Origin of the sequence: Niallia sp. 01092, from assembly GCF_052318935.1 — a bacterium.
Lineage (GTDB): Bacteria > Bacillota > Bacilli > Bacillales > Cytobacillaceae > Niallia.
The window spans coordinates 74,545-98,262 of sequence record NZ_JBQRKO010000018.1; the positions used below are offsets into that span (position 1 = coordinate 74,545).

The following is a 23,718-nucleotide window of genomic DNA, read 5'->3' on the forward strand; positions in this document are numbered from 1 at the left end:
TTGCTTTATAATAGTTTAGGAGGAAATTATGGAAGAAACGATTAGCTTAAAAGAATTATTTCAAACATTAAAGAAAAGACTAGCATTAATCATCTCCATTACATTGATTGCCATGATTGCAAGCGGAGTAATAAGTTATTTCGTCATCACCCCAGAATATAATTCTTCAACACAAATACTTGTCAATCAAGCAAAAGACGATCAATCGATATACAATTACAATGAAGTTCAAACAAATGTTCAGTTAATCAATACATATAGCGTCATTATTAAAAGTGCAGCTATTTTAAATACTGTAAAAAGTGATTTAAATTTAAATATGAGCATAGCGCAATTAAATAATAAAATCACGGTTGAAAGTGCACAAAACTCACAAGTTATGACAGTATCTGTTACCGATCCAGATCCTGCTGTTGCATTGGAAATTGCCAATAAAACGGCACAAGTTTTCGAAAAGGAAATAAAAAAATTAATGAAGGTCGATAACGTAAGCATCTTGCCGCTTGCATATGACCAAGAAAATCAGTCGCCGGTAAGTCCAAACCCACCGCTTAATATAGCGATTGCAGCAGTTGTTGGATTAATGATTGGTGTCGGTTTAGCATTTTTATTAGAATATTTGGATAGTACGGTGAAAACAGAGCAGGATATTGAAAAACTATTAGAGCTGCCTGTATTAGGTGCAATTACAACGATTGATGAAATGAAAGAAACAAGTGGAAGAGGAAATAGAAGCAATAGTAGAAACAGAGGTGATTTAGTTGGCACTAAATAAAAAAACAACGAAAAAAAAATTATTAGATAGCAAAAGAAAGCTCATCACTAAATTAGATCCTAGATCACCAATTTCTGAGCAATACCGTACGATTCGGACGAATATTTTATTTTCCAGTGTCGATAAAGAAATCCGTACCATTATGGTAACTTCCACTGGACCTGGAGAAGGAAAATCAACAACTGCTGCAAACTTAGCGGTTGTCTTTGCACAGCAAGGGAAAACAGTTTTGTTAGTGGATGCAGATTTGCGGAAACCAACTGTTCATTACACATTTAATCTGATTAATACAACAGGACTAACGTCTGTGTTAACGAATCAAGTTTCATTAAAAGAAGCAATTCATATAAATGATGAAAATAATTTGTATATCCTTCCGAGTGGTCCTATTCCACCAAATCCATCAGAATTATTAGGGTCACGTGCGATGCAGTATTTTATGGAACAAGCACTAGAAGAATTTGATATGATTCTATTTGATACACCGCCAGTCCTAGCGGTAACAGATGCACAAATTCTGGCGAATGAATGTGATGGCAGTGTGTTGGTTGTTAGCAGCGGTAAAACAGAAAAAGATGGTTTGTTAAAAACGAAAGAACTTTTGTCTGCATCAAAAGGCAAGATCTTAGGAGTTGTCTTAAATAATAAGAAGCGAGATAAAAAAGGCGGATATTACTATTATTATGGGACAAATTAACAATAAAAATATAAGATTCGACAAAGTTAGCTATTTACTAAAGATATAGTAGGCTGATAACATTTTGTTATATTAATAGAATAGTTAAACAAATAATGATTGGGAGGGGGTGTTACGATGATTGATATTCATTGTCATATACTGCCTGGTGTTGATGATGGCCCAGAAACAATGGCAGAGAGTGTAGAAATGGCAAAATTAGCTGTACGGGAAGGTGTAAAGACAATTGTCGCTACACCTCATCATAAAAATAATAGATACGAAAATACGAAATCTAAGATTATACATCATGTTAATTTATTAAATACAGCGCTTCAAAAAGAGAAGATTCCATTAACCATCCTTCCAGGTCAGGAAGTACGTATGTATGGAGAAGTGTTAGAAGACTATCAAAAAGGAGAAATACTAACCCTTTCCCATACAAACTATTTATTTATCGAATTTCCCTCATCTACTGTACCAAGATATGCAGAAAGACTATTATATGATATTCAAACAGAAGGACTAATCCCAATTATTGTTCATCCTGAACGCAACAAGGAACTGCAAGAAAATCCAGATTTGCTATATAAACTAGTAATGAACGGTGCACTTACGCAAGTAACTGCAGCGAGTGTAGCTGGATATTTCGGGAAGACAATTAAAAAATTTTCTGAACAGTTAATAGAATATAATTTGACTCATTTTGTGGCTTCTGATGCGCATAATACGCATAATCGAGCATTTAAGTTGAATGAGGCTTATGACTTAATAGAAGAACGATTTGGAGTAGACTACGTTTATTTATTTACGGAAAATTCTAACATCCTATTGCAAAATAAAAACATCATAAAAGAAATACCAGAACAGATTAAGAGGAAGAAGTTTTTGGGGATTTTTTAAGCTAATTTTCGTTAATAAGAATAGTATTTGGACATGTCTCTTTATCCGTTATCAGTAGAGGCACTCGGTTATGCTGTGGGAATGGTATATTCCTTAGACGCGGTAGTTGTCGGTAGTATGGTGTGAGGTTGGGTTAGATGCCCGTATACTATTAAGGGAAGCTAAATAATTAAAGATTAAGTATAGTTGAATGTGCGTTATCTTTAGCTATTTGTTTCTTTACATAATTTACATATTCGTATAGACAAATTTAATAAAAAAGGTGTATGAAATCTTTCAAGCAAAAAGGGGGGAATAGGGTATGTCGCGAGTAGTAAAGAAACAAGCCAGCTTACATGTTTCTTTATCTGAAAATATTGCAAGTATAACTGTTAGTGGAAATTACTTATATTTATTAGTGAAAAGAATATGTGATATTTTAGGTTCGTTTGTAGGGCTTATTTTATTAGCTCCATTATTTGCTATTATTGCGATTATTATTAAGTTAGAAGATCCTAAGGGTACAGTGTTCTTTTGTCAAAAGAGAATTGGGAAAAATGGTATAGCTTTTGATATGTATAAATTTCGTTCTATGGTTACTGATGCAGAAGAAAGATTAAAAGATTTATTAGAATATAATGAGACAACAGGTGCCATGTTTAAAATGAAAAATGATCCACGTGTAACAAAAATTGGTCGTTTTATTAGAAAAACAAGCATTGATGAACTGCCACAATTATGGAATGTTTTAAAAGGAGAAATGAGTTTAGTAGGGCCAAGACCACCGTTGGACAGAGAAGTAGTAGATTATACAGATTATCATAAGCAACGCTTGCTTGTTACTCCTGGATGTACTGGATTATGGCAAGTAAGTGGGAGAAGTAATATCGGATTTGAAGAAATGGTTGAGCTTGATATTAAATATATACAGACAAGATCTTTATTTTTCGATTTAATAATTATCTTTAAAACCTTTTCTTTATTATTCGGGTCGAAAGATGCCTATTAAATCATAAGGTATTTTCTAATTATAATGATATATTGGCTATTAAACGATTCAATTAATAGCCAATATATCAACAAAAATTGTGAGGATGATTATGAATAATAAAATTTTATTACTATGTGAGGCATATGGTGGTGGAGTAAAAACTCATGTAGATTTAATAAATACGTATAATAAGAACATTAATGGTAATTTATATACAATGGTAAGCTCAAAAAGAATTGATAAGAAAGAGTATGATGATAAAAATTATATTTGGGATGATAATTTATCTTTTGGTAAATCCCCAATCAAATTATTAAAAGCGCTAAGAAATATTAATTATACAGTTAAAGAAAATAATATTAATATTATCCATGCACATAGTACTTTTGCAGGATTATTAGCTTATCTATTCAAAAAAATTTATAGGACATCTAATATTAAGTTTATTTATACTCCACATGCATATTTTTCACAGAAAAAATTAAATAGATTGCAAAGTTATATAATCAAAACTATCGAAAGAAGATTCTTGAAAATACAAAATTTAGTCATTCATGTTTCACAAGAAGAAGAAAAACATGCTTTGGTTAATAAGTTAGTTAATAAGACAAACTCAACAATTATATATAATGGGATCCCTAAGGGTGAAATTAAGAAACAAAATCAAGATACTATCAATATAATTAATTTAGCGAGAATTGATCAACAAAAGAATTTGTTTGAATTCGTAGAAGTAGCGAATAGGGTTTTGGAAAAAACTGAAAAAGATGTTCGGTTTATAATTGCTGGAGATGGTAAACTTAAAAGTCTAATCGAAACAAGAATAAATCAATTGAGATTGGAGAAAAAAGTAATATTAACTGGTTTTATTAAAAACAAGGAAGAGTTGTTTAATAAAGCTGATATTTATTTTTCTACTTCTCTTTACGAAGGCTTACCCTACTCAGTTATTGAAGCAATGTCATACGAACTACCATTAGTTTTATCAGATGTAATTGGACACAATGAACTTATTGATAAAAATGGATTCTTATACTCAATAGGAAATATTGAACAGGCAAGTGAATGTTTATTAAAATTAATTAATAACAAGGCTTTACAAATAAATAAAGGTAAAGAAAGTTTTAGGAAATTTTCACTTGACTATGATATTAATACGATGATAAGTAAGTTAAAAAAAGTATATGTATAATATTAAGGTAAGAAATTTATGGATTTCCTTAATTCTACATATGTAGAATAAATTAACTTTCAGGAGTTCTCTTGAAATAGGAAGTGTATTATGAGCATATATATAATCTTTGGAACCATTATATTTTTTTATTTGCTGTTGACCTCAACTACAATTTATACAACTAAATTAGGAGTAGTAAATTATTTCAATAAAATTTATGTTGTCGTATTCGTTCTTTTCACCTTACTTTTTTCCGTTCTAAGAAATATAAGTGTAGGAACAGATTACGAAATGTATAGTTACTTTTTCTATAATAGAAATTTTACTGAAAAATTTGACCCGGCAATTAATTTAATATATTGGATCTCTTTATTATTCAATAATTTTCAGTTGTTTGCTATTCTTACTACTTTAATCTTTTTGTTGGTTACTTTATTTCTTGTTAAAAAATATTCTTATAATATCATTGCTTCACTTTCTATATTTACGCTATCGTACTTTTATTATTTAATTTTCAACCAAACTAGACAAGCTCTGGCAATTGTAATTTTATGGATTGGTGTATTAGCAATTAACAAAAATAAAAAAAGAGGTTTATTAATCTTTATTCCATCCATATTAGTTGCTGCTCAATTTCATTTCAGTGCCTATTTAACGTTTGGCTTTCTCATATTCTATTTTGTAAAAGTTAATCGAAAAGTTTTAATTTTAGGATTTTTAATCGTAGTATTTGGATATTTTACTGACGCAATTAGGTCTGTGGTAAGTCCAATTTTAACTAGTATAACTTTTTATGAAGCGAAGTATAGCACTGAATTAACAGAATTCTTTAATCAAAATAAAGAAAAAGGAATTATCCAATTCCTACCAATATTAGTTCAATTTGTTTTCCTATATTTATGGATTGAATTTAAAGCAAGAAAATTTATTTCTGTAAAATATGGTTTATTCTTAGAAACTTATTATTTTTGCTATTTGTTTCTTTATTGTGTTGCGGGTATTGAAGCTACGGACCGCTTCCAATTTTACCTATATCCGTCAATAATCTTTTTTTATGACATGGTTTTCTACCATCTTTTAAGTCCAATCGTAAGTGGAAAGAACGAGCGTTTATTTAGATTAATATTATTTATTATTATTATTATCTTTTGGTTTGTCTATTACCTTCTTCGGCTATTTCAAAATACAAATGGAATAGTACCTTATTTACTTTGGTAATATAAAAAATGAGGATTGTTTTATTATTGTTAGATAATAAATATAAAAACATTTAAAAACAACTAATCAATAAAATTTTGAAAAAATTTGAGGGATATTATGAAACCAATCTCAGTAATAATGACCTGTTATAATGAAAAAAAACAATGGGTAATCCAAAGTATAAATTCTATCCTAAACCAATCATATCAAAACTTTGAATTAATTATTGTATTAGATAATCCAGAAAATGATGAACTATACGAATTAATTACTAACTATAGCCTAAAAGATAATAGGGTTAAAGTAATTAAAAATGAGATTAATTTAGGTCTTGCAGAGAGCTTAAATAAAGCGATAAAAGCATCAAAGTATGATATTTTAGCACGCATGGATAGTGATGATATATGTTCAACGGATCGCTTTGAGAAGCAAATTGAATACTTATTAAACTGTGATACTGATATTCTAGGTAGTAATACTTATTTTATAAATGAAAACGAAGAAATAATAGATGAAACGAAAGAGTTCTTTTCCCCAGAGGAAATAAAAAAAGTATTACTATACAGAAATCCAATCCAACATCCAACTTGGATGATAAAGAAAGAAGTATTTGAAAAGCTAAATGGATACTATCCATATAAAATTAGCGAGGATTATGACTTTTTATTAAGGGCTACATCACTAGGATATAAAATTCACAATATGGAAGATAAGTTGGTCTACTACCGGTTAAGAACCACTAGTATTACAAATTCAGCCAGGTTAAATTTACTATATACAAATAGATACTTAAAACAGATGCATAAAAAGTATCCTAATCAAAACTATCCTAATGAGTTAGTTCGTAATTTTATTTTGTCGAGTGCACGAAATGAAAACCTCTCAAAAATTATACTAGAAATTAAGAATAGTGATGGCAAATTTAATAAATTATGGATCTCACTAAAATATATGATTATAAGTAAGGATGGGAGATTTTATTTAATTGACTGGATGACAAATAAATTGAAAAGCCGTTTTCTCATCAATTAAATATAGGAGTATTAATTTTTAACAAACATTATCTTTGTACCTAATTTTAAATTTTAAAAAATGGAGGAAAAATAGTTGCTAAAAAAGAGAATACGTTCATTTGTGGAGTATTTTAAAATTAATATTTATAATTATATTTTATATATCATTATGAATGCTCGTAACCCAAAATTGAACTTAACAAAAAATCAAAAGAAAATCGTCATTTTTTCAACACCTGTTTCCGGTAATCTAGGGGACCAAGCTATTGCATATGCCCAAAAAAATTTTATTGAGACATATTATAGTGATTATATCTATATTGAACTCGCTTTAAATGAAGTAATGCCTTATGCTAAAAATCTGAAAAATATTTTAACAAATAAGGATATATTGTTCATTAATGGCGGCGGAAATATGGGTGATGAGTATTATAATGAAGATTATACAAGAAGATTTATTATTAAATACTTCAAGGAGTCAAATATTATTTCATTTCCACAAACCATTCATTTTTCTGAAACTACTGAGGGCAGAAAAACTTTTGAAAAGACAAAAGATATCTTCAATAATAATATTAAGTTTCAATTGGTTGCTCGTGAATCAAGGTCGTTAGAAATAATGAAAAACAATTTTAATTCAAAAAAAGTGTTATATACTCCTGATATTGTACTATCATTAGATAAAAGAAGACCTGGAACCAAAAGAGAAGGGGCGATAATTTGCCTGAGAGATGATTTAGAAGGAAAACTTGATAATAATTTTAAAAAGGTATTAGAAGAAGTACTAAAGAGAAAGTTTGAAAAGACAAGATATTTTGATACAGATATTGATGCAAAACTTGGTAAAGAAACAAGAGAAAAGGAACTAAATGTAATTTGGAATGCGTTTGCTGAGTCTGAGGTTGTTGTTACAGATCGTCTTCACGGAATGATTTTTTGTGCGATCACCGGTACTCCATGTATAGCTTTTAAAAACTATAACCATAAAATCCAATATAGTTATATTGACTGGTTAAGTAAAATCCCTAATATTAAATTTGTGGATTCGGTTCAAGAAAATGTAAGTGAAAAGGATGTTGAAGAGATGATCGATGAAATTAGAGGTGTTGAAACAGATGAGAGTTTCTATAAGTGGATCATTAAACAATATCAACCAATATTTAATCATATAGAAAAATTAGAAGGGAAAAAAGGGGCTCAAGCTATTTAAATTTAAGAAAAAATATGCCATTCATTCGAAATTATAGAAGAAATGAATGGTTTTTTCAGGTGGGAATAAATGAGTATGTATTCAAAACTAGCGAAAAACTCAATCGTATTTGCAATTGGTAATTTGGGCAGTAAAATCATATTATTCTTACTTGTACCAATCTATACCTATACATTGACAGTAAGTGAATATGGTCAGGTCGACATCCTAACTTCAACAATAAATTTATTACTTCCTATAATAACATTAAGTATCTTCGATTCTGTTTTAAGATTTACGTTAGATAAAAATTACAATCCATCTAGTGTATTGACAAATAGTTTTATTATTATCATTTTGGGTTTTTTAATTTTAATATTATTTATTCCTCTATTCCAGTTGATCCATACGTTTAACAAGTACTTAGCTTTTTTCTTTCTTATACTGTTATCTCAAGCTGTAAATACAACTTTTTCGCAGTTTGTTCGAGCGGTTAATCATGTTAATATCTTTGCGTTAAGTGGAATTGTTAATGCGATAATGGTCCTATTATCTAATCTGGTATTCTTGATATGGTTAGATATGGGGATAGAGGGTTATCTTATATCTATTTTTTTAGGTAATATTATTAGCATTTTGTTTCTTATGTTCATGTCTAAGATATATAAATATATTGATATTAAGGAAATTAGTCCAAAATTAACAAAGGAATTATTAATTTTCTGTTTGCCTCTTATACCCAATGCGTTAATGTGGTGGATTATGAATACCTCAAATCGTTATTTTATTACCTTCTTTATTGGTATGGGAGCAACGGGTTTGTTCGCTGTCGCTACAAAATTTCCAAGCTTATTAAATATATTGAACACAATATTTTTCCAAGCTTGGCAAATGTCAGCTATTGAAGAAGCAGAAAGTAAAAATAAAAAGGGATTTTATAACAATGTATATAAATACTACTCGTTTATATTAATAGTAACTACTTCATTATTGTTAGTATTTATTAAACACATTACTAAAATATTGGTTGCCCCAGAATTTTATGATTCATGGAAATATATCCCGCTTTTACTTTTAAGCATTGTATTTTCTAGTCTTTCCAGTTTTTTAGGGACGAATTATATTGCAGCAAAAGACACTAGAGGAGTTTTTAAAAGCTCAATGCTGGGAGGAATCATAAATTTAGTTTTAAACTTAATTTTAATACCATTTATAGGAACTTACGGGGCTGCAGTATCTGTATTAATTAGTTATTTTATCATATGGATTTATAGGCTAAGAGACACAAGGTCATTTGTAGAAATAACAATTGATACAAAAAAGTTCAGTTTAGCATTCGTATTACTTTTTTGCCAAATTGGTGTGTTATATTTAGATAATCGCTTCGAAATAGTAATTGAATTAGTAATTTTCATGTTAATTCTATTTATTTATAAGCGTAATGTTAAAATGATTATTTCTAATTTAAAGAAATTAGGAAATCGTTTAATAGGTGAACGTTAGGTAAAAGTAATGTTTAGGATTTATAGATTATTGGCACCAAAATCAAAAATTATTAATAATCGGACCCCTTTGACTTATTATTATAGGCAAGGGTTCTTAATTATAAGAGTGTAATGAAAAATGGTTTATGCTAAACAAATAATATAGGATAAAGGTATCCTTCATAGGTTAGAAAAAAAGGATATGATACATATGAAGTTTTTTAAGATACTTTTAAAGGTTTGTATTACTATATCTTTAATAGGATTTGGATTCATTATTGGTAGTAAACGCGAGTTAGATCTGACTGAAACAGAATTTGCAAGTATTGGAAGAGACAATATGAATAAAAATATTTTTTCAAATATTATACCTGATGGATTTGGTGTTAACGTTCACTTTACTGGAAATCCAATAGATGTTGATATGATAAGCGATGCTGGTTTTAAAATTGTAAGAATGGATCTCTTTTGGAAGGATATCGAAAAGAAACGAGGTAAATATGATTTTAAAAGCACAGGATATGACCAATTAACTAATGCATTAATAAAAAAGGGAATTCGACCTTATTATATACTTTCCTATGGTAATAAGCTCTACGAAGAAAAAAGGTCTGTAGTAACAAAAAAAGGTCAAGACGCTTTTGTAAGGTATGTAGAAAAAGCTACATCTAGATATAAAAACAAAGGAATTATTTGGGAAGTGTGGAATGAACCAAACCATAGTTTCTATTGGGAAACACAACCCAATTATAATGAGTATGCTTCTTTAGTAAAAAATGTTTCAATAAAAATTAAAGAAAATGACCCTAGTGGTATAGTCGTAGCACCAGCTCTATCGGGAGTAAATCACCAAAGCTTAAAATGGTTAGAGGAGATTTTTAAGAGGGGAACATTGGATTATATAGATGCAGTTTCTGTTCATCCTTACCGTGGAAGCAATCCAGAAACAGTAGCAAATGATTATAAGACTCTAAGGGTTCTAATAGATAAATACGCAACTAAAGATATACCGATAATTTCAGGTGAATGGGGTTACTCTACTGCAAATGGATGGTTAGGTAAATCTGTAAGTGAAAAACAACAAGCGCATTATCTTGTTAGAATGTTTTTAATTAATTTGTTATATGATGTCCCTATAAGTATATGGTACGATTGGAAAAACGATGGTACAGATTCAAATAATATTGAACATAACTTTGGAATAAGACAAAACAACATTACCATTCCTAAGGAAGCTTATATTGCAGTGAATAATTTAACATACATATTATCTGGATATAAATTAACCGAAAGGATTTATATAAGTGATCCAAATGACTTTTTCCTAAAATTTATTGATAAAAAAGGTAATATTGTAATAGTTTTCTGGACAGTGGGAAATATTCATAGAATATCCTTTTCTGAAAACAAATTTAGAGGACGGATCGTATCGATGTTTGGTGAACATCTTAGTGATTTAAATGATAATAACAATAGATCTATAGAAATAACCAATAGTCCTAAATATTTAATTGTTCAGTAAATATACATTAGAGAAATTTAAATCATTGAAGCTTGGCTACAAAAACGAATTTTAACCTCATATGATTGCAGTAAACGACTACCAAATCACTAGAAAGCTTCACATCTACTTGTAGATTGATGTATTCATATGGTACCGAATAAAACATGCTTTCAATCGAAATATGGTAATCAGGTCGCACTTTCGCCGTTCTCCACTCGGATATCTTATACGGCGTGTTTGGAAGAGGAGAAAGCGCAAATTTCTCCTCTTCATCAAATCCATAAAACCGACACCCTTTTTTACTGGTAAAAGGACGATGGTTGAATTCCTCTAATTTTTTCCACAATTCACTGCTTCAGTTCTTCAAGACTAAAGCAGTGAATATTCCTTAATGCGGCTATAATCCAAGTGGGAATCACTCCTACAGAGCCTTCCACACTCGCTTTATCTTTTGGACTGCGCACACGTGCTGACATGATAATCGTATTGTAATGATTGGTCATTTCCTTGTAAGTAGGATTCAGTACAAGTTCCCTTGAGGTATGTTTCGTCACTCCTGTCTTCAAATTGTCTGGAACAACAATCTGGGTAACTCCACCGAAATAGTCAAATGCATGAATATGTGCATCAACCCAAGAGGACAAGTCCATGGATAAGGTCGCTTCTGCATAGGAGAGCTGGCTGCACGGCAATGTTGCGACGAAAATATATGCCTTAACTTTTTCTCCAGTATCTCTATCAATGATAAAAGCAGTGGAACCTGCCCAATCCACCTCCATTATTTCTCCAGGTTTTCTATGGATACGCAAAGTCGCTTTGTATTTCTGAGCATAACGGCTATAATGGCGGACGAAACTTCGATAAGAGTAAGGGATTTTGTTATTCGCCCGACTTTCAGCTTCATATTCATGGTGTAAAAGTGAAAGAGTAACGTTGGGTTTTGCCAATTCTTTATGAATGTAATCAAAATCGAGTGGCTGTCTCCCGGAAGATTCTAATGATTTCTCTGGAAACAGAAACTCCTCAATCCATTTATCATCCATTTCCTCGTCTAACGGACACATCAATCCTTTCTTTTCAGCCAATTGAATATCTCTGTCACTTTTTGACGAGAGTGACCAGTACTTGCGGAAATGCCCCTCAAACTGATCCCCTCATCGTATAATTCCAATATCTTTCGGTAATGGACCATAAAAAATACCTCCCATATAAAAAGTGTCATACTGTTAAGTATGCGAACTCATTATAAAGGAGGCTGGTAAATTACTTGTAATTCATTGGTAAATTCATTGTAAATTAGTGGTTAAAATTATGTCACTAATGGTACATTTCGGTGGTGTAACTGCTAAACTAAAGTGGTTCTTACGTAATTTTGATGAATAGATAAAGGAGTTAGAAATAAATTTACATAAATTATTTCAAAATAGTATTCATAATCTATAGAGAACCCTTTTTTCTAATGTCTTCAGTCCAGCTCGTCCGTAAGTTATCCGTTTTATTGTTTTTAATCGATTGATTTGTCCTTCTAATAACCCATTGCTGTATGGAGACAAAAACGAGTTTTTTACTGCTTGAAAATCACTTCGAAGTCTAAGGGCATAGTAGTAAAAAGGATTTTTCTTACTAGATAACTGTTCCTTCAACCATTGCAAAAAGGATTCTAAATCCTTATTTTGAATAGCATTACGGTATGCTTGTATTGTACAGTATAGTGATTTTAAAGAAGGATACCGTTCAAAACATTGTTCTAGGGAATCCTTTGCATCTCTATTTAGTTCTTCTTCCAGTTTCCACAACCAAGAGCTAAGTTTTTTTCTTGAAATATGAATCTTTTGTTCTTTCGATAAACCATATTTACGCTCCTTGCGGACTCTTTCAATAATTGTGCGTACAGCTGAATAAGTGCCCCTATACCCCAGTTCTCTGATAGAGTTATAAATTTCTTTCACTGTGTTTCCTTCTTGTTCTAACTTGATAATTTGATCATGATACAAATCAGAAGGTCGATTTCGGTAACGATGGAATAAAGGCGGAGCTTTCATGTTTATATATTTCTGTATAGTTCTTCTACTAAATTTATATTCTCTTGCAAGTCTGGAAATATTTTTACCATTTTTATGTGCGTATTGAATCTCTTGAATAAGCTCCCACTTTTTATCACTACGATTTTTAATAATCTGCTCAGCACGAGTTAACGGAATCTCTTGAGATGGTTGTTTAGGTTCACTCCAAGTAATGGTGGCAGGTACAAGAGTGGAAAGAAAAGAATCAAGCTGCTTTTTCGCATTCTTAATAAAGTGCCAGCGATCATAAATCTGAGTAATAGAAGTACTTGCATTTGATATTCCTTGACGGAAGCCGGTAAAACCGTCTCGGCTTACTACTTTAATATATGGATGCTTTGTTAACCAAGCTGTGACTGTTTCAGGTAGCCGATCTGGTAAAAGGGCTAAAGGAGATTTAGATTGAAGGTCACAAATTAGTGTGCTATAGGTATGGCCTTTACGAAATGCAAAGTCATCAAGACCCACGAAAGGGTGATACTTCCGATTTAACATCTGTTTGGTGGACTAAGGTTAATAACGTGTCATGACTAACAGGGATGTGTGCTGATCTGGCTACTTTTTCAGCTGAAATACAACTAGTTGAAAAGGTTATTTTACGCAGAACTTCCTCTGTCCTTGCGGTACGACAACCATTAGGTGAGAGCCAATTATATCGTTCTGTAAAGATTTTTACTCTGCAATTTGGTTGATCACAAAACCATCTTTTTGTCATGATTAACAGTTCAACAGATTTACCACTGATAGGAAGATCCTGAACTTTACGTGTATATTGGCTGTGTATGCGTGAACTAGGCTTGGAGCATGCAGGGCAATAAGCAGAAGTTCGTGTACTTTTGACTGTTAAAAGTAAAGAATCATTAGTTGACGATACATGAAGGAGTTCTAGATCAGGATCCGGAGAGGGCCAAGAAATGGAGATCATTTTGAATCACTCCTTTTCTTTTATTATACCAATCTAATATAGAATTAGTCTCTCACCAAAGCTCCGTAAGAACCAAATGTACTTGACGCTTACAACAAGTATATCTCATACAATCACTCCGATACTTTTTGTAAATTTTACCACGCTCTCTTGTTTAACTAAAGTGTTACTTGAACTCTAGGTCAAAGTAACTCTTCGAATTTTTTCGAATTTGAATAAATAGAATGAATAGCAACAATTGCACGTGAAGCTCCCTATCTCCCTATGACGTATGATGAGTAGTAGCTTTTTAAACAAAAAGAAGCGGCTGTCTTCCAGGTGAAAAGGATGACGGCTGCTTACATAAATCTCAATTCAGTATAGGCGAAAATGGTCAAGCACCCAGAGTTTTATCCTTGGAGCAGTTATCATATTTATCAGGATGAGATTACATTTGTTCCTTGTTTTATGAGTTGTTATTCATACCCTTTTAACAGCATATAATTTTGCACAATTTTTTGGACAAAGTACACCGTCAATTGCGAATGAAATTTATTTATACAGTTCATTTCCATCGCAAACTGTCGATAAATAATATATCAAGTTAATCTCGCTTTCCCCTCTAAACATGGTGAAAAACAGACTTTCTCATTGCTTAATCATTCAATGCCAAAAAAGTCTGTGCAAAAACTGGAGATTGGCAAAGACATAATAAACTTTTAGGGAGCGATACATATGATCAAGCAATCGCCAAGATCATCAAAACTCAGCTTACGGACCATTCAAATTTTACTAATGATTTCTGTAGTTCTTATTCCTAATATTTTCATCTTTTCCATTGTATATAAAGATGTCAATAAAGCGCTAAAAACAAGGTTGCATGAAGAAGCAACAAATAATGTGAAAATGCTTAATGATAATCTCACGGAGTTTATTCAAAAAGAGGCATTTACAGTAGAGACTGTAAGCAAAGAATTATCTAGTGATTTATCAAATGAAAAAGAAATTCGAAGCCTTTTAAAACATGTACAGGAAACAAATAATAGAGCGAGCGCTTTGACAATTATCAATAAAGATGGATATGCCCTGCGCTCCCCTATTATAGATAGCACCAAGAAAAAGTATAAGCTGGAGTTTTGGTTCAACAATGCAATTGAGAATCCTGGAAAAGTAATTATTACGCCTCCATTCACATCATCAGCAACAAACAAAACAGCTATCTTAATTACCAAAGCAACTCCTGATCGGAAAGCCGTAGTAGCGATGGATGTCGATATCAGTTCTTTGCAGGACATGGCGAATAAAGTAAGTGTGGGGAAAAACGGCTATGCTTTTCTATTGGACGGAGGGGGAAACTGGATTGCTGACCCGATCGCAAAAGCTGGCGACCAGGTAAATCAAGATTTATGGAATTTCTTGTCCAAAAATAAAAACGGCATGTTTAAAGACCCTGAACCAGGCAAAGACAATACAATTTTTTATACGACGAATCCTTTAACTGACTGGAAAATAGGAGGTATAATGGTCAATCGGGATGTCAGTGCAATCATCAACCCATTGCTATTGAAGCTGTTCTTCATTGCGCTAGCATTGCTGATGGTATTCCTAAGCATCGCACTCGTTTATGTAAGCAAAAAAATAATTAATCCTCTTCAACATTTTGTAGCGTTATTTGCTCAAGTCAGCGAAGGAAACCTAAGCAAACGAATGGGCAAACAGGTGGCTGTCAATCGTGAATTTGCAAATTTAGGCAATGCTGCAAACCAAATGATGGAAAACTTAAAAGAACTTGTTGACAAAATCAATCAAAAATCAGAGACGTTGGCGGCATCCTCTCAAGAATTAACGGCTTCCGCCGAAGAAAATAAAGCAACAGGAGCTGAAATTACGTACTCCATTCAAGAAATAGCCGTTGGAGCCAATGATTCAGCGGAAAAAATTGAGCAGACGAATGAGTTTTCGGCAACGATTTCTCATCAGCTGGAATTAATGACAAGGAAAGCAGATTCTCTGAGCGGCGCCTCATCAAATGCCGTTCATAAAGTCGGCGATGGCAAAAAAGCCTTGCAGGAAACAGTAAAGAAAATGCAGGATATTCAAGGCACGCAAAAAAATGTCACTGTGTCTTTTGATGATTTACTGCAGCAAGTAAGCAGTATTGGAAAGATGAACAGGCTAATTGATGAAATTGCCGCACAAACACATTTGCTTTCCTTAAACGCTGCCATCGAAGCAGCACGTGCTGGAGAAGGAGGCAAAGGATTTGCCGTAGTTGCCGATGAAATTCGCAAACTGGCAAGCGAATCAGCTGATTCAACCAAACAAATTTCCGAAGTCATCCACTCCATACAGGAGAAATCGAAAGTAGTGATGCAGTCAATGGAACATGGAACGATGGAAGTAGAGAAAGGCATCGCAGCAGTTCACCAAACGGATACATCATTCGGAGACATTGAATCATCGATGAACACTGTCTTCATAGAAATTACAGATGTGACCGAGTCCATCAAAACCATCTTCAGTGAAATGGAGCATGTCAATACTGCATTAAGCAATCTTTCCCAACTTTCTTCGGAGGCGAGCGCTAATTCTGAAAATGTATCCGCCGCAACAGAAGAACAACTAGCTGCGATGGAAGAAATCTCCGCCAGCGCGACAATCTTATCGGAAATGGCTGAAGACTTGCAGAAGCTAGTTTCTGTCTTTAACGTCAATGAGTCGTAAGTAGATCATCACATTATTTTTTATCCTACTTATAGCAACAGGGCTGTCCAAAAGTCAAATTTCTGGACAGCCCGCTGTGAGGGTGGTTGGTTGTTACTCTTCTTTCCAGTTTAGGAAGGGAGGTGATAATCATGGAAAACATTTCTTGAATATATACGGGAGATTTTGAAAGGAATTGTACGAGAAATAACTGCTTATACCTTTCGGAAAAACGTACTAGAAAACAAGAAAACCACCCTATGCCGTCGCAAGCAAAAGGGTGGTTCCTCGAAAAACGAACAAGTAATTTTGACAACCATCACCCTGACGGTAGAGGTTGCAGGGAGAAGTGTTAGCAGCATTTCTCTTTTTATTATATGTTCATTATACATAAAGATATACTTGATTTCAATTTGGCGCCTGACTCCGGTTACTGGTAGAGGTGCGGATTTCGCATGATACGGAATCGATGGAATATTTTTTTGAGAAAGTTCTTTAATGTATAAAACATACTTGACAGATTGGTATACTAATATTATTATTCTTTTAATACTTAATTTTTAACTTGTTAAGACTTCTTAGTGAAAGAGAGACGATGCCCTACATATTTCATCATAATATGCTTGATAGGAAAAGATATGTTTATAATTTTTTTTTACACTAAAACAGAGTATTTTTATAGGAATAATATAATTAGGTATTAAATACTAACAAGAGACAATGGGGGAAAAGAAAATGAGAAAATGGTTAGTTAGTATACTTACGGTAGTATTAGTGCTAGTTGTATCTGCATGTGGATCAAAAGATACAAACGGTACAGCAGGAGACAGTAATAAAGTAACGGTCGGTTCATCGGGATCTGATGCACAAGCGTGGCAATTCATTGCGAAGTCTGATGCTGCTAAAAAAGCAGGTCTTGATATTACTGTAAAAGAATTCAGTGATGGTCTTCAAATTAACAATGCCACAGCGGATGGTTTAGTTGATGTGAATGCTTTCCAATCGCTATCCTATTTTCAAGATTATAACAAGCAAAAAGATAACGCACTTGTTGCCATCTCTACAACATATCTAGAGCCAATGGGGATTTACTCTCAAAAAATAAAATCTATTGATAAAATACCAAATGGTGTAGAAGTAGCGATCCCTAACGATGCAGCTAATACCGCTCGTGCATTACGCGTGTTAAAAGCAGCAGGATTAATTACATTAAAACCTGACTTTATTTCTTTCTCTGGTGTGAACAGTATCGCAAGTAATCCTAAAAACTTAAAGTTTACGGAAGTAGATGGAAAAACGACTGCACGCGTGTTACCAGATGTAGACTTAGCTTTAGTTGGTAATAGTGTCGCATTAGACGCTGGTCTAAACTCTGTGAAAGATTCTATCTATCATGAAGAAATCAATCAAGATACAGAAGCAAACATTAATATTCTAGTAACAAAAAAAGGTCGTGAAAATGATAAAACCCTAGCAAAACTACATGACCTTTACCATACAAAAGAAGTACAAGATTATATTAAAAAAGAATTTGGTGGCACAAAAATCCCTGTAGATAAACCAGTAGATAGTATTATAGATAATAAATAATGTATAAGTATTTACTAATGAAAGATAAGTAAAGTATAGGAGATTAGAAGGTCCAATATCACAATTGGTACCTTCTAATCTCCTATTTTCATTTAGGCTCTGTTAAAGGATAATGTTGATTAGTTTAAAAGCAAGCGGCAAATAGTCCCCACCTATATTCTGGCGGGGACTTGGCGTACTTAAATTTATTAGTAGGGTAAAAAATGGTATAGAGAGTTTGAAAACGATCATCATTTTGGTTAGGAGAGGCGTCCGCACGACTCCTGCGGGATTAGCGAGACAGACGAGACCCCACAGGAGCAAAGCGACGAGGAGGCTCGGCGCTCGCCCCGCGGAAAGCGTGTGGTAAGCCTCGGAAAACCGAACGAAAACTTCTTCGTTGCTTGGATTGTCACTACCTATATTTTATAGCATTCACTTTTTCAGTGGCCTCAGCATAGCGACGAGGAGGCTTGGCACTCGTCCGCGGAAAGCGAAGTGTATTCAGGCTGCGGGTTACATAACAACAAAGAGCGGAAAAGTTAAAACAAATGGAGCAAGATAAACAAGTAAATCTACTTACGCAATAACAAAGAAGTACAACAGTTTCTAGAACAAATAAGGTCAGCAACTTTTAGTGAAAAATCCACATAGTTATTTAACAGAGCCAATAAAAAAAGCAAGTCCATCAAAATGGACTTGCCCAGAGTGTCGAAAAAGTAAGACTGCAAACTTTCAGGCTGATTGAAAACGTTTGTCTATCGAGGAACGACCCTTTTTGAGGAGCGGCGGGCAACAGGACGTTGGTCAGAACGACGTTGTCACAGGACGTGACGTACTTAGTCGTTCATCCTCTTTTACCTAGTAATGAGCACCGCAAAAAACGGGGAGTGACGAAGAGAGCGAACGTTTTTCAACAGCCTGAGCAAGTCCATCAAAATGGACTTGCCTTCCTATTATCGGCGTCTAATTTTCTTAGCAATTAAGTTACCCGATGATTGTAGTGCTTGTACGATAATGACAAGTGCGATTACTGTTACGATCATCGTTGGTGTGTCAAAACGTTGGTAACCATATGTTAAAGCAAGGTCACCTACACCACCAGCACCAACAGCTCCAGCCATTGCAGATGCACCAACTAATCCAATCGTTGCAGTTGTGAACGTTAGGATAAGAGAGCTTAGTCCTTCTGGTAATAAGAAACGGTAAATGATTTGCCAAGTTGTTGCACCCATTGCTTCAGCCGCTTCAATAATTCCCTTATCGATTTCAAGTAAAGAGTTTTCTACTAAACGTGAAATGTAAGGTGCTGCATAACAAACAAGTGGAACGATTGCTGCTTCTATACCGATCGCTCTACCTACGATAAAACGAGTAAATGGAATAAGTGCAACTAACAAAATAATAAACGGTACGGATCTTAAAATATTAATAATAGGATTCAGGATGTTAAACACCCATCTATTGCTTAAAATATGTCCTTTTCTAGTGATTACTAGAAGAACCCCTAATGGAAGACCAATTAATGCTGAAAACAGTAAGGAAAATGCTACCATGTAAAGTGTATCCCCGAACCCTTGGATTAATTGATCTAATGAAATGCCCATTCCGAATAAGTTATTTTCATTGCCCATTTGCTACAACCTCCTGTAGGGATACATTTTCATCTTTCGCAAATTGATATGCTTTTGTAATTTCGTCTTGTTCTCCAGTAACATCTACAATTAAATTACCAAACGGTGTATCTTGAATTTCCGAGATGTTTGCCGATAGTACACTTATATCTACATCAAATTTTTTCGCAAGTGTAGAAAGCAAAGGTCTACCAGAAGACGTACCGATAAAGTTAATTTTCCAAATGCTTTTCTTACTTGCATGTAATTCATTTAAGATGCTCTGTGGTACTTCATCGTGAATAACCGTTCGTACAAAGTTCTTTGCAATTGTACTTTGAGGATTAGAGAAAATATCAAATACGGAACCATTTTCAACAACTTTTCCATATTCCATTACAGCTACTTTATTACAAATTTCACGAATTACAGACATTTCATGTGTAATTAAAAGAATCGTAATGTTATATTCTGCATTGATCTTTTTCAGTAATTGCAATACTTCACTTGTTGTCTGTGGATCAAGTGCAGACGTTGCTTCATCACATAATAGAATGGAAGGGTTTGTAGCAAGCGCTCTTGCGATTCCGATCCGCTGTTTTTGACCACCAGACAATTGATCTGGGTAATTTTTCGCCTTATCTGCTAAACCGACAAATTCTAGAAGCTCTGATACACGTGCTTTAATTTTTGCTTTTGGCGTTCTACTTAGGACAAGTGGCATTGCGATATTATCAAAAACCGTTTTAGAGTTTAATAGATTAAAATGTTGAAATATCATACCAATTTTTTTCTTCTCTTGGCGTAACTTACTCGGTTTTAAGGAAGCTAAGTTTATACCATTAACAAGTACGGCTCCTTCAGATGGACGTTCCAATAAATTTACCATTCGGATGAGTGTACTTTTACCAGCACCACTATAACCAATTACACCATATATATCTCCTTGTTCTACCTTGAGGTTAATCCCAGTTAAAGCTTCTATTTGTTGTTTATTTGATTGAAACACCTTTTTTACATCTTTAAATTCAATCACAATAAAACCTCCTTTAATTTTGTTCTAAAAAAACCTCTTCTGTTTGTAGTCAGAAGAGGCAAGCATGTAAGATTGATTCCTATGTATCATCAGTCATTATATGTGTATTTGCGTCTTCTCATCTTTCAAACAGCTGTTTGATGGAGTTAGTACAGTATTTATCTATTAGAGAAACCTGCTGCCGATGCTTCATGGGGCCAAATTCCTCCACATCTCTAGATAAGAATAAATGTATTATGTGATTCCTAATATATCGGCAATTTTTAACAATGTCAACCCGATAATTCCCATGAAAAAAGTTGGTTATTATAAAAGCAGGATTTTTTTATAAATGTAAAATGGGATAAACCCTTGGTAGAACTATGTTTACCGAATATTTCGCTGTACCGAAAACTAAAAATGAAAATAGTAATAATCGCATCAATTACTACTATTTTCAATAATTAGTAATTGACTTAAAGAAGAGAGGATTGTATAGTTACCATTATTCTAAGTTTTTGAAAAATATAACAGCTTATCGAGAGAAGTTGAGGGACCAGCCCAATGACACTTCGGCAACAGACTTTTTCATGAAAAAGCACTGTGCTAATTCCAGCAGGTTGTACCTGATAGAATAAGAAGGGTGTACTCTCATACGAGTCTTTCTCTTCTTATTTTCATCCCCCAACTTTTCTAAATTAGGAGAATTGGAAAGCCTTCTCCTGAACAATACTAATCTATTGAAAGTAGGTTAAGAAAATATGACACAATCAAGGCAAATCAAACTTGCTGCTTATTTGGTAGGAACAGGGATGCACATTGCTTCATGGCGTCACCCACATGCAAAACGTAATGCTAGTATTGATATTGACTACTATCAAGATCTTGCGAAAAAAGCAGAGGAAGGGAAGTTTGATGTTGCGTTTATCGCGGACAGTTTAGCCATTAATAGTGAATCGCATCCAAATATCCTCAACAGATTTGAACCAATTACGTTGATTACTGCACTCGCAAATGCAACGAAGAAAATTGGCGTTGTTGCGACAGCTTCTACGTCTTACATAGAACCATTTAACCAAGCGAGACTTTTTGCTTCTGTTGACCATATTAGTAAAGGTCGCGCTGGCTGGAACGTTGTCACGACAAGAGATTTATCTGGCAACACGGCACGGAACTTTAGTAAACAAGAACATTATGAACATGATTATCGTTACGAAAGAGCGGAAGAATTTCTAGACGTTGTGTTTGGTCTATGGCAGTCGTGGGAAAAAGATGCCTTTATTCAAAATAAAGAGACAGCTACATTTTATGATCGTAGTAAATTACATACGCTGAATCATAAAGGAGAATTCTTTCAAGTGGAAGGCCCATTAAATATTGGTCCATCGCCACAAGGTAGACCCGTGATTTTTCAAGCAGGTTCATCTCCAGCTGGTCAGCGACTCGCAGCAAGATCTGCAGACGTTATATTTACCCATCAATTCGATTATGAAAAAGGTCAACTGTTTTATAAAAATATAAAACAACAAATTGCAGATGCAGGTAGGAATCCGGACGATGTATATATTCTACAAGCAATATCGCCTATTATCGGAGACACCTTAGCAGAAGCGAAACAAAAGAAAGCAGATCTAGATGCGCTCATTACCGATGAACAAGTACTGTTATTTTTACAAGATTACTTTCATGGGAAGGTTGATTTCCACGGAGCAAGTGCAAATGAACCGGCATTGTCTTTTGGTTTAGATACGTTACAGGGCGTTCGTTATGAATTTAGAGAAAGATTCCAAAAAGATTTACTTAGTGCAAATCCAACACTAAGAGAGTTATATTCTTGGTTAACTGGCAGTAAAGAGATCGATGCGCTAGTAGGAACACCAGAACAAATTGCAAATGAATTGATTCGTTGGTTTGAAGGGCGTGTCGCAGATGGATTTATGCTCATGACGCCATTATTACCAGACGGCTTAGATGAATTTGTAGACAAAGTAGTACCATTGTTACAAGAAAAAGGATTATTCCGCACTGAATATGAAGGGAATACGCTAAGAGAACATTTTGGCATTCCATTTCCATTACAGACTACAAACAAACAGAGTGAGGTAAAGACAAATGAAATTTAAAAAGTTAGCTATTATTTTTTTAATTATATCCCTACTATCCTTATCGGCTTGCTCAAGTAAAAGTAGTTCAGAAGATAAGCCAGTTGTGATAGGAACAACAGAAGCGCAGTTAGATCTATGGAATTTTGTAAAAGAAAGAGCGAAGAAACAAAATATTGAGATTGATGTCAAAGTACTTACTGGGAACGTAGACATTGACCAATTAACGGCAGATGGTGAAGTGGACGCAAATGCATTTCAACATATGGCATATTTGTATAGCTGGAATAAACTTAAAAATCAGGATCTAGTTCCCGTCGGTTCTACTATAATTGCACCACTTGGCATTTATTCTAAAAAGATAAAAAATCTGAAGCACTTAAAAGATGGAGCAGAAATCGCAGTTCCTAATGATGATAGTAACTGGCCTCGCGCACTTGTTTTATTGCAAAGTGCAGGATTAATTAAGCTGAAGGATGATTTTGATGGAAAAGGCGGAGACGATAAAATCAAAGAAAATCCGAAACATATAAAAATTACGCCAATGCAAAGTGCGACGTTGCCACGTGTACTTGATGATGTCGATGCGGCAGTTATTATTAATGGCACAGCATTGCAAGCAGGCTATCCTTTAAGTACATCCCTTTTCCATGAGGATAAACAAGCAACGCCATATATAAATGTCATTGCGACAACGAAGAAAAATCAAGATAATACGCAATTAAAGAAAGTGGCAGAAATCTTCCATTCTAAAGAAGTAAGAGAGTTTATCGATCAAAAATATAAAGGTAATTTTATCCATGTTACTCGTCCTATTGATGAAGTGATCAAAGACTATGAAAATAATTTTGTAAAATAAGA

Annotated in this window: 20 protein-coding genes and 2 riboswitches; of the genes, 14 read left to right on the forward strand and 6 right to left on the reverse strand. The window is 33.5% G+C overall.

The annotated features are described in order from the left end of the window. Window positions 1-28 precede the first annotated feature (28 nt). The 10 genes from ACTXGU_RS16505 to ACTXGU_RS16550 all read left to right on the forward strand — a co-directional run bounded on the left by ACTXGU_RS16505 (window position 29) and on the right by ACTXGU_RS16550 (window position 10,906). The gene (locus ACTXGU_RS16505; protein WP_443482628.1) at window positions 29-775 is read left to right on the forward strand and encodes a YveK family protein; all 747 of its coding nucleotides are present in this window, start codon (window positions 29-31) and stop codon (window positions 773-775) included. Further along, window positions 762-1,472 (forward strand): CpsD/CapB family tyrosine-protein kinase, encoded by a 711-nt coding sequence (locus ACTXGU_RS16510; RefSeq protein WP_443482629.1) that lies wholly within the window; start codon window positions 762-764, stop codon window positions 1,470-1,472. Before ACTXGU_RS16505 ends, ACTXGU_RS16510 begins: the two co-directional genes overlap by 14 nt. A gap of 117 nt (window positions 1,473-1,589) precedes the next feature. Further along, on the forward strand, window positions 1,590-2,354 hold the full coding sequence (locus ACTXGU_RS16515; protein WP_443482630.1) for a tyrosine-protein phosphatase: 765 nt from the start codon (window positions 1,590-1,592) through the stop codon (window positions 2,352-2,354). Window positions 2,355-2,655: 301 nt separating this feature from the next. Continuing rightward, entirely contained in the window at window positions 2,656-3,342 is a 687-nt protein-coding gene (locus ACTXGU_RS16520; protein ID WP_443482631.1) for a sugar transferase, read from the forward strand. Between the two features lie 91 nt (window positions 3,343-3,433). Continuing rightward, window positions 3,434-4,516 carry a glycosyltransferase gene (locus ACTXGU_RS16525; protein ID WP_443482632.1) on the forward strand — a complete coding sequence of 361 codons (1,083 nt, stop codon included), beginning with the start codon at window positions 3,434-3,436 and terminating at the stop codon, window positions 4,514-4,516. Window positions 4,517-4,606: 90 nt separating this feature from the next. Continuing rightward, window positions 4,607-5,716, forward strand: coding sequence for an EpsG family protein (locus ACTXGU_RS16530; protein WP_443482633.1), 1,110 nt, complete (start codon window positions 4,607-4,609; stop codon window positions 5,714-5,716). Between the two features lie 99 nt (window positions 5,717-5,815). Beyond that, entirely contained in the window at window positions 5,816-6,730 is a 915-nt protein-coding gene (locus ACTXGU_RS16535) for a glycosyltransferase (RefSeq protein ID WP_443482634.1), read from the forward strand. Window positions 6,731-6,805: 75 nt separating this feature from the next. Beyond that, window positions 6,806-7,921 carry a polysaccharide pyruvyl transferase family protein gene (locus tag ACTXGU_RS16540; protein WP_443482635.1) on the forward strand — a complete coding sequence of 372 codons (1,116 nt, stop codon included), beginning with the start codon at window positions 6,806-6,808 and terminating at the stop codon, window positions 7,919-7,921. A gap of 69 nt (window positions 7,922-7,990) precedes the next feature. Next, window positions 7,991-9,403, forward strand: coding sequence for a lipopolysaccharide biosynthesis protein (locus tag ACTXGU_RS16545; protein WP_443482636.1), 1,413 nt, complete (start codon window positions 7,991-7,993; stop codon window positions 9,401-9,403). Between the two features lie 321 nt (window positions 9,404-9,724). Continuing rightward, complete coding sequence (locus ACTXGU_RS16550) at window positions 9,725-10,906, forward strand: cellulase family glycosylhydrolase (RefSeq protein ID WP_443482637.1); 1,182 nt, start codon at window positions 9,725-9,727, stop codon at window positions 10,904-10,906. Window positions 10,907-10,928: 22 nt separating this feature from the next. On the opposite strand, the gene ACTXGU_RS16555 is transcribed toward ACTXGU_RS16550, so the two are convergent. The 4 genes from ACTXGU_RS16555 to ACTXGU_RS16570 all read right to left on the reverse strand — a co-directional run bounded on the left by ACTXGU_RS16555 (window position 10,929) and on the right by ACTXGU_RS16570 (window position 13,876). Beyond that, entirely contained in the window at window positions 10,929-11,234 is a 306-nt protein-coding gene (locus ACTXGU_RS16555; RefSeq protein WP_443482638.1) for a Mu transposase domain-containing protein, read from the reverse strand. A gap of 1 nt (window position 11,235) precedes the next feature. Next, window positions 11,236-11,973 (reverse strand): IS21 family transposase, encoded by a 738-nt coding sequence (gene istA / locus ACTXGU_RS16560; protein ID WP_443482639.1) that lies wholly within the window; start codon window positions 11,971-11,973, stop codon window positions 11,236-11,238. A 345-nt stretch (window positions 11,974-12,318) separates the two neighbouring features. Next, the gene (locus ACTXGU_RS16565) at window positions 12,319-13,419 is read right to left on the reverse strand and encodes an ISL3 family transposase (protein ID WP_443482640.1); all 1,101 of its coding nucleotides are present in this window, start codon (window positions 13,417-13,419) and stop codon (window positions 12,319-12,321) included. Beyond that, complete coding sequence (locus ACTXGU_RS16570) at window positions 13,409-13,876, reverse strand: transposase family protein (RefSeq protein WP_443482641.1); 468 nt, start codon at window positions 13,874-13,876, stop codon at window positions 13,409-13,411. The genes ACTXGU_RS16565 and ACTXGU_RS16570 overlap by 11 nt, the downstream gene beginning before the upstream one ends. Before the next feature lie 714 nt (window positions 13,877-14,590). Between ACTXGU_RS16570 and ACTXGU_RS16575 the strand changes: the two genes are divergently transcribed. Further along, entirely contained in the window at window positions 14,591-16,579 is a 1,989-nt protein-coding gene (locus tag ACTXGU_RS16575) for a methyl-accepting chemotaxis protein (RefSeq protein WP_443482642.1), read from the forward strand. Between the two features lie 714 nt (window positions 16,580-17,293). Continuing rightward, window positions 17,294-18,148, forward strand: a complete 855-nt coding sequence (locus ACTXGU_RS16580) for a MetQ/NlpA family ABC transporter substrate-binding protein (protein ID WP_443482643.1) — start codon at window positions 17,294-17,296, stop codon at window positions 18,146-18,148. A 935-nt stretch (window positions 18,149-19,083) separates the two neighbouring features. Here the strand turns inward: ACTXGU_RS16580 and ACTXGU_RS16585 are convergent. After that, window positions 19,084-19,734, reverse strand: coding sequence for a methionine ABC transporter permease (locus ACTXGU_RS16585; RefSeq protein WP_443482666.1), 651 nt, complete (start codon window positions 19,732-19,734; stop codon window positions 19,084-19,086). Between the two features lie 16 nt (window positions 19,735-19,750). Next, window positions 19,751-20,776 carry a methionine ABC transporter ATP-binding protein gene (locus ACTXGU_RS16590; RefSeq protein ID WP_443482644.1) on the reverse strand — a complete coding sequence of 342 codons (1,026 nt, stop codon included), beginning with the start codon at window positions 20,774-20,776 and terminating at the stop codon, window positions 19,751-19,753. Between the two features lie 115 nt (window positions 20,777-20,891). After that, window positions 20,892-21,002: riboswitch (SAM riboswitch) on the reverse strand. A gap of 285 nt (window positions 21,003-21,287) precedes the next feature. After that, window positions 21,288-21,396, forward strand: a riboswitch (SAM riboswitch). 120 nt (window positions 21,397-21,516) lie between these two features. Here ACTXGU_RS16590 and ACTXGU_RS16595 point away from each other — a divergent pair. Then, window positions 21,517-22,878, forward strand: a complete 1,362-nt coding sequence (locus tag ACTXGU_RS16595) for an LLM class flavin-dependent oxidoreductase (RefSeq protein WP_443482645.1) — start codon at window positions 21,517-21,519, stop codon at window positions 22,876-22,878. Then, a complete protein-coding gene (locus tag ACTXGU_RS16600; protein WP_443482646.1) occupies window positions 22,868-23,716 on the forward strand; it encodes a MetQ/NlpA family ABC transporter substrate-binding protein in 849 nt (282 codons plus the stop codon). Before ACTXGU_RS16595 ends, ACTXGU_RS16600 begins: the two co-directional genes overlap by 11 nt. Window positions 23,717-23,718: the final 2 nt, after the last annotated feature.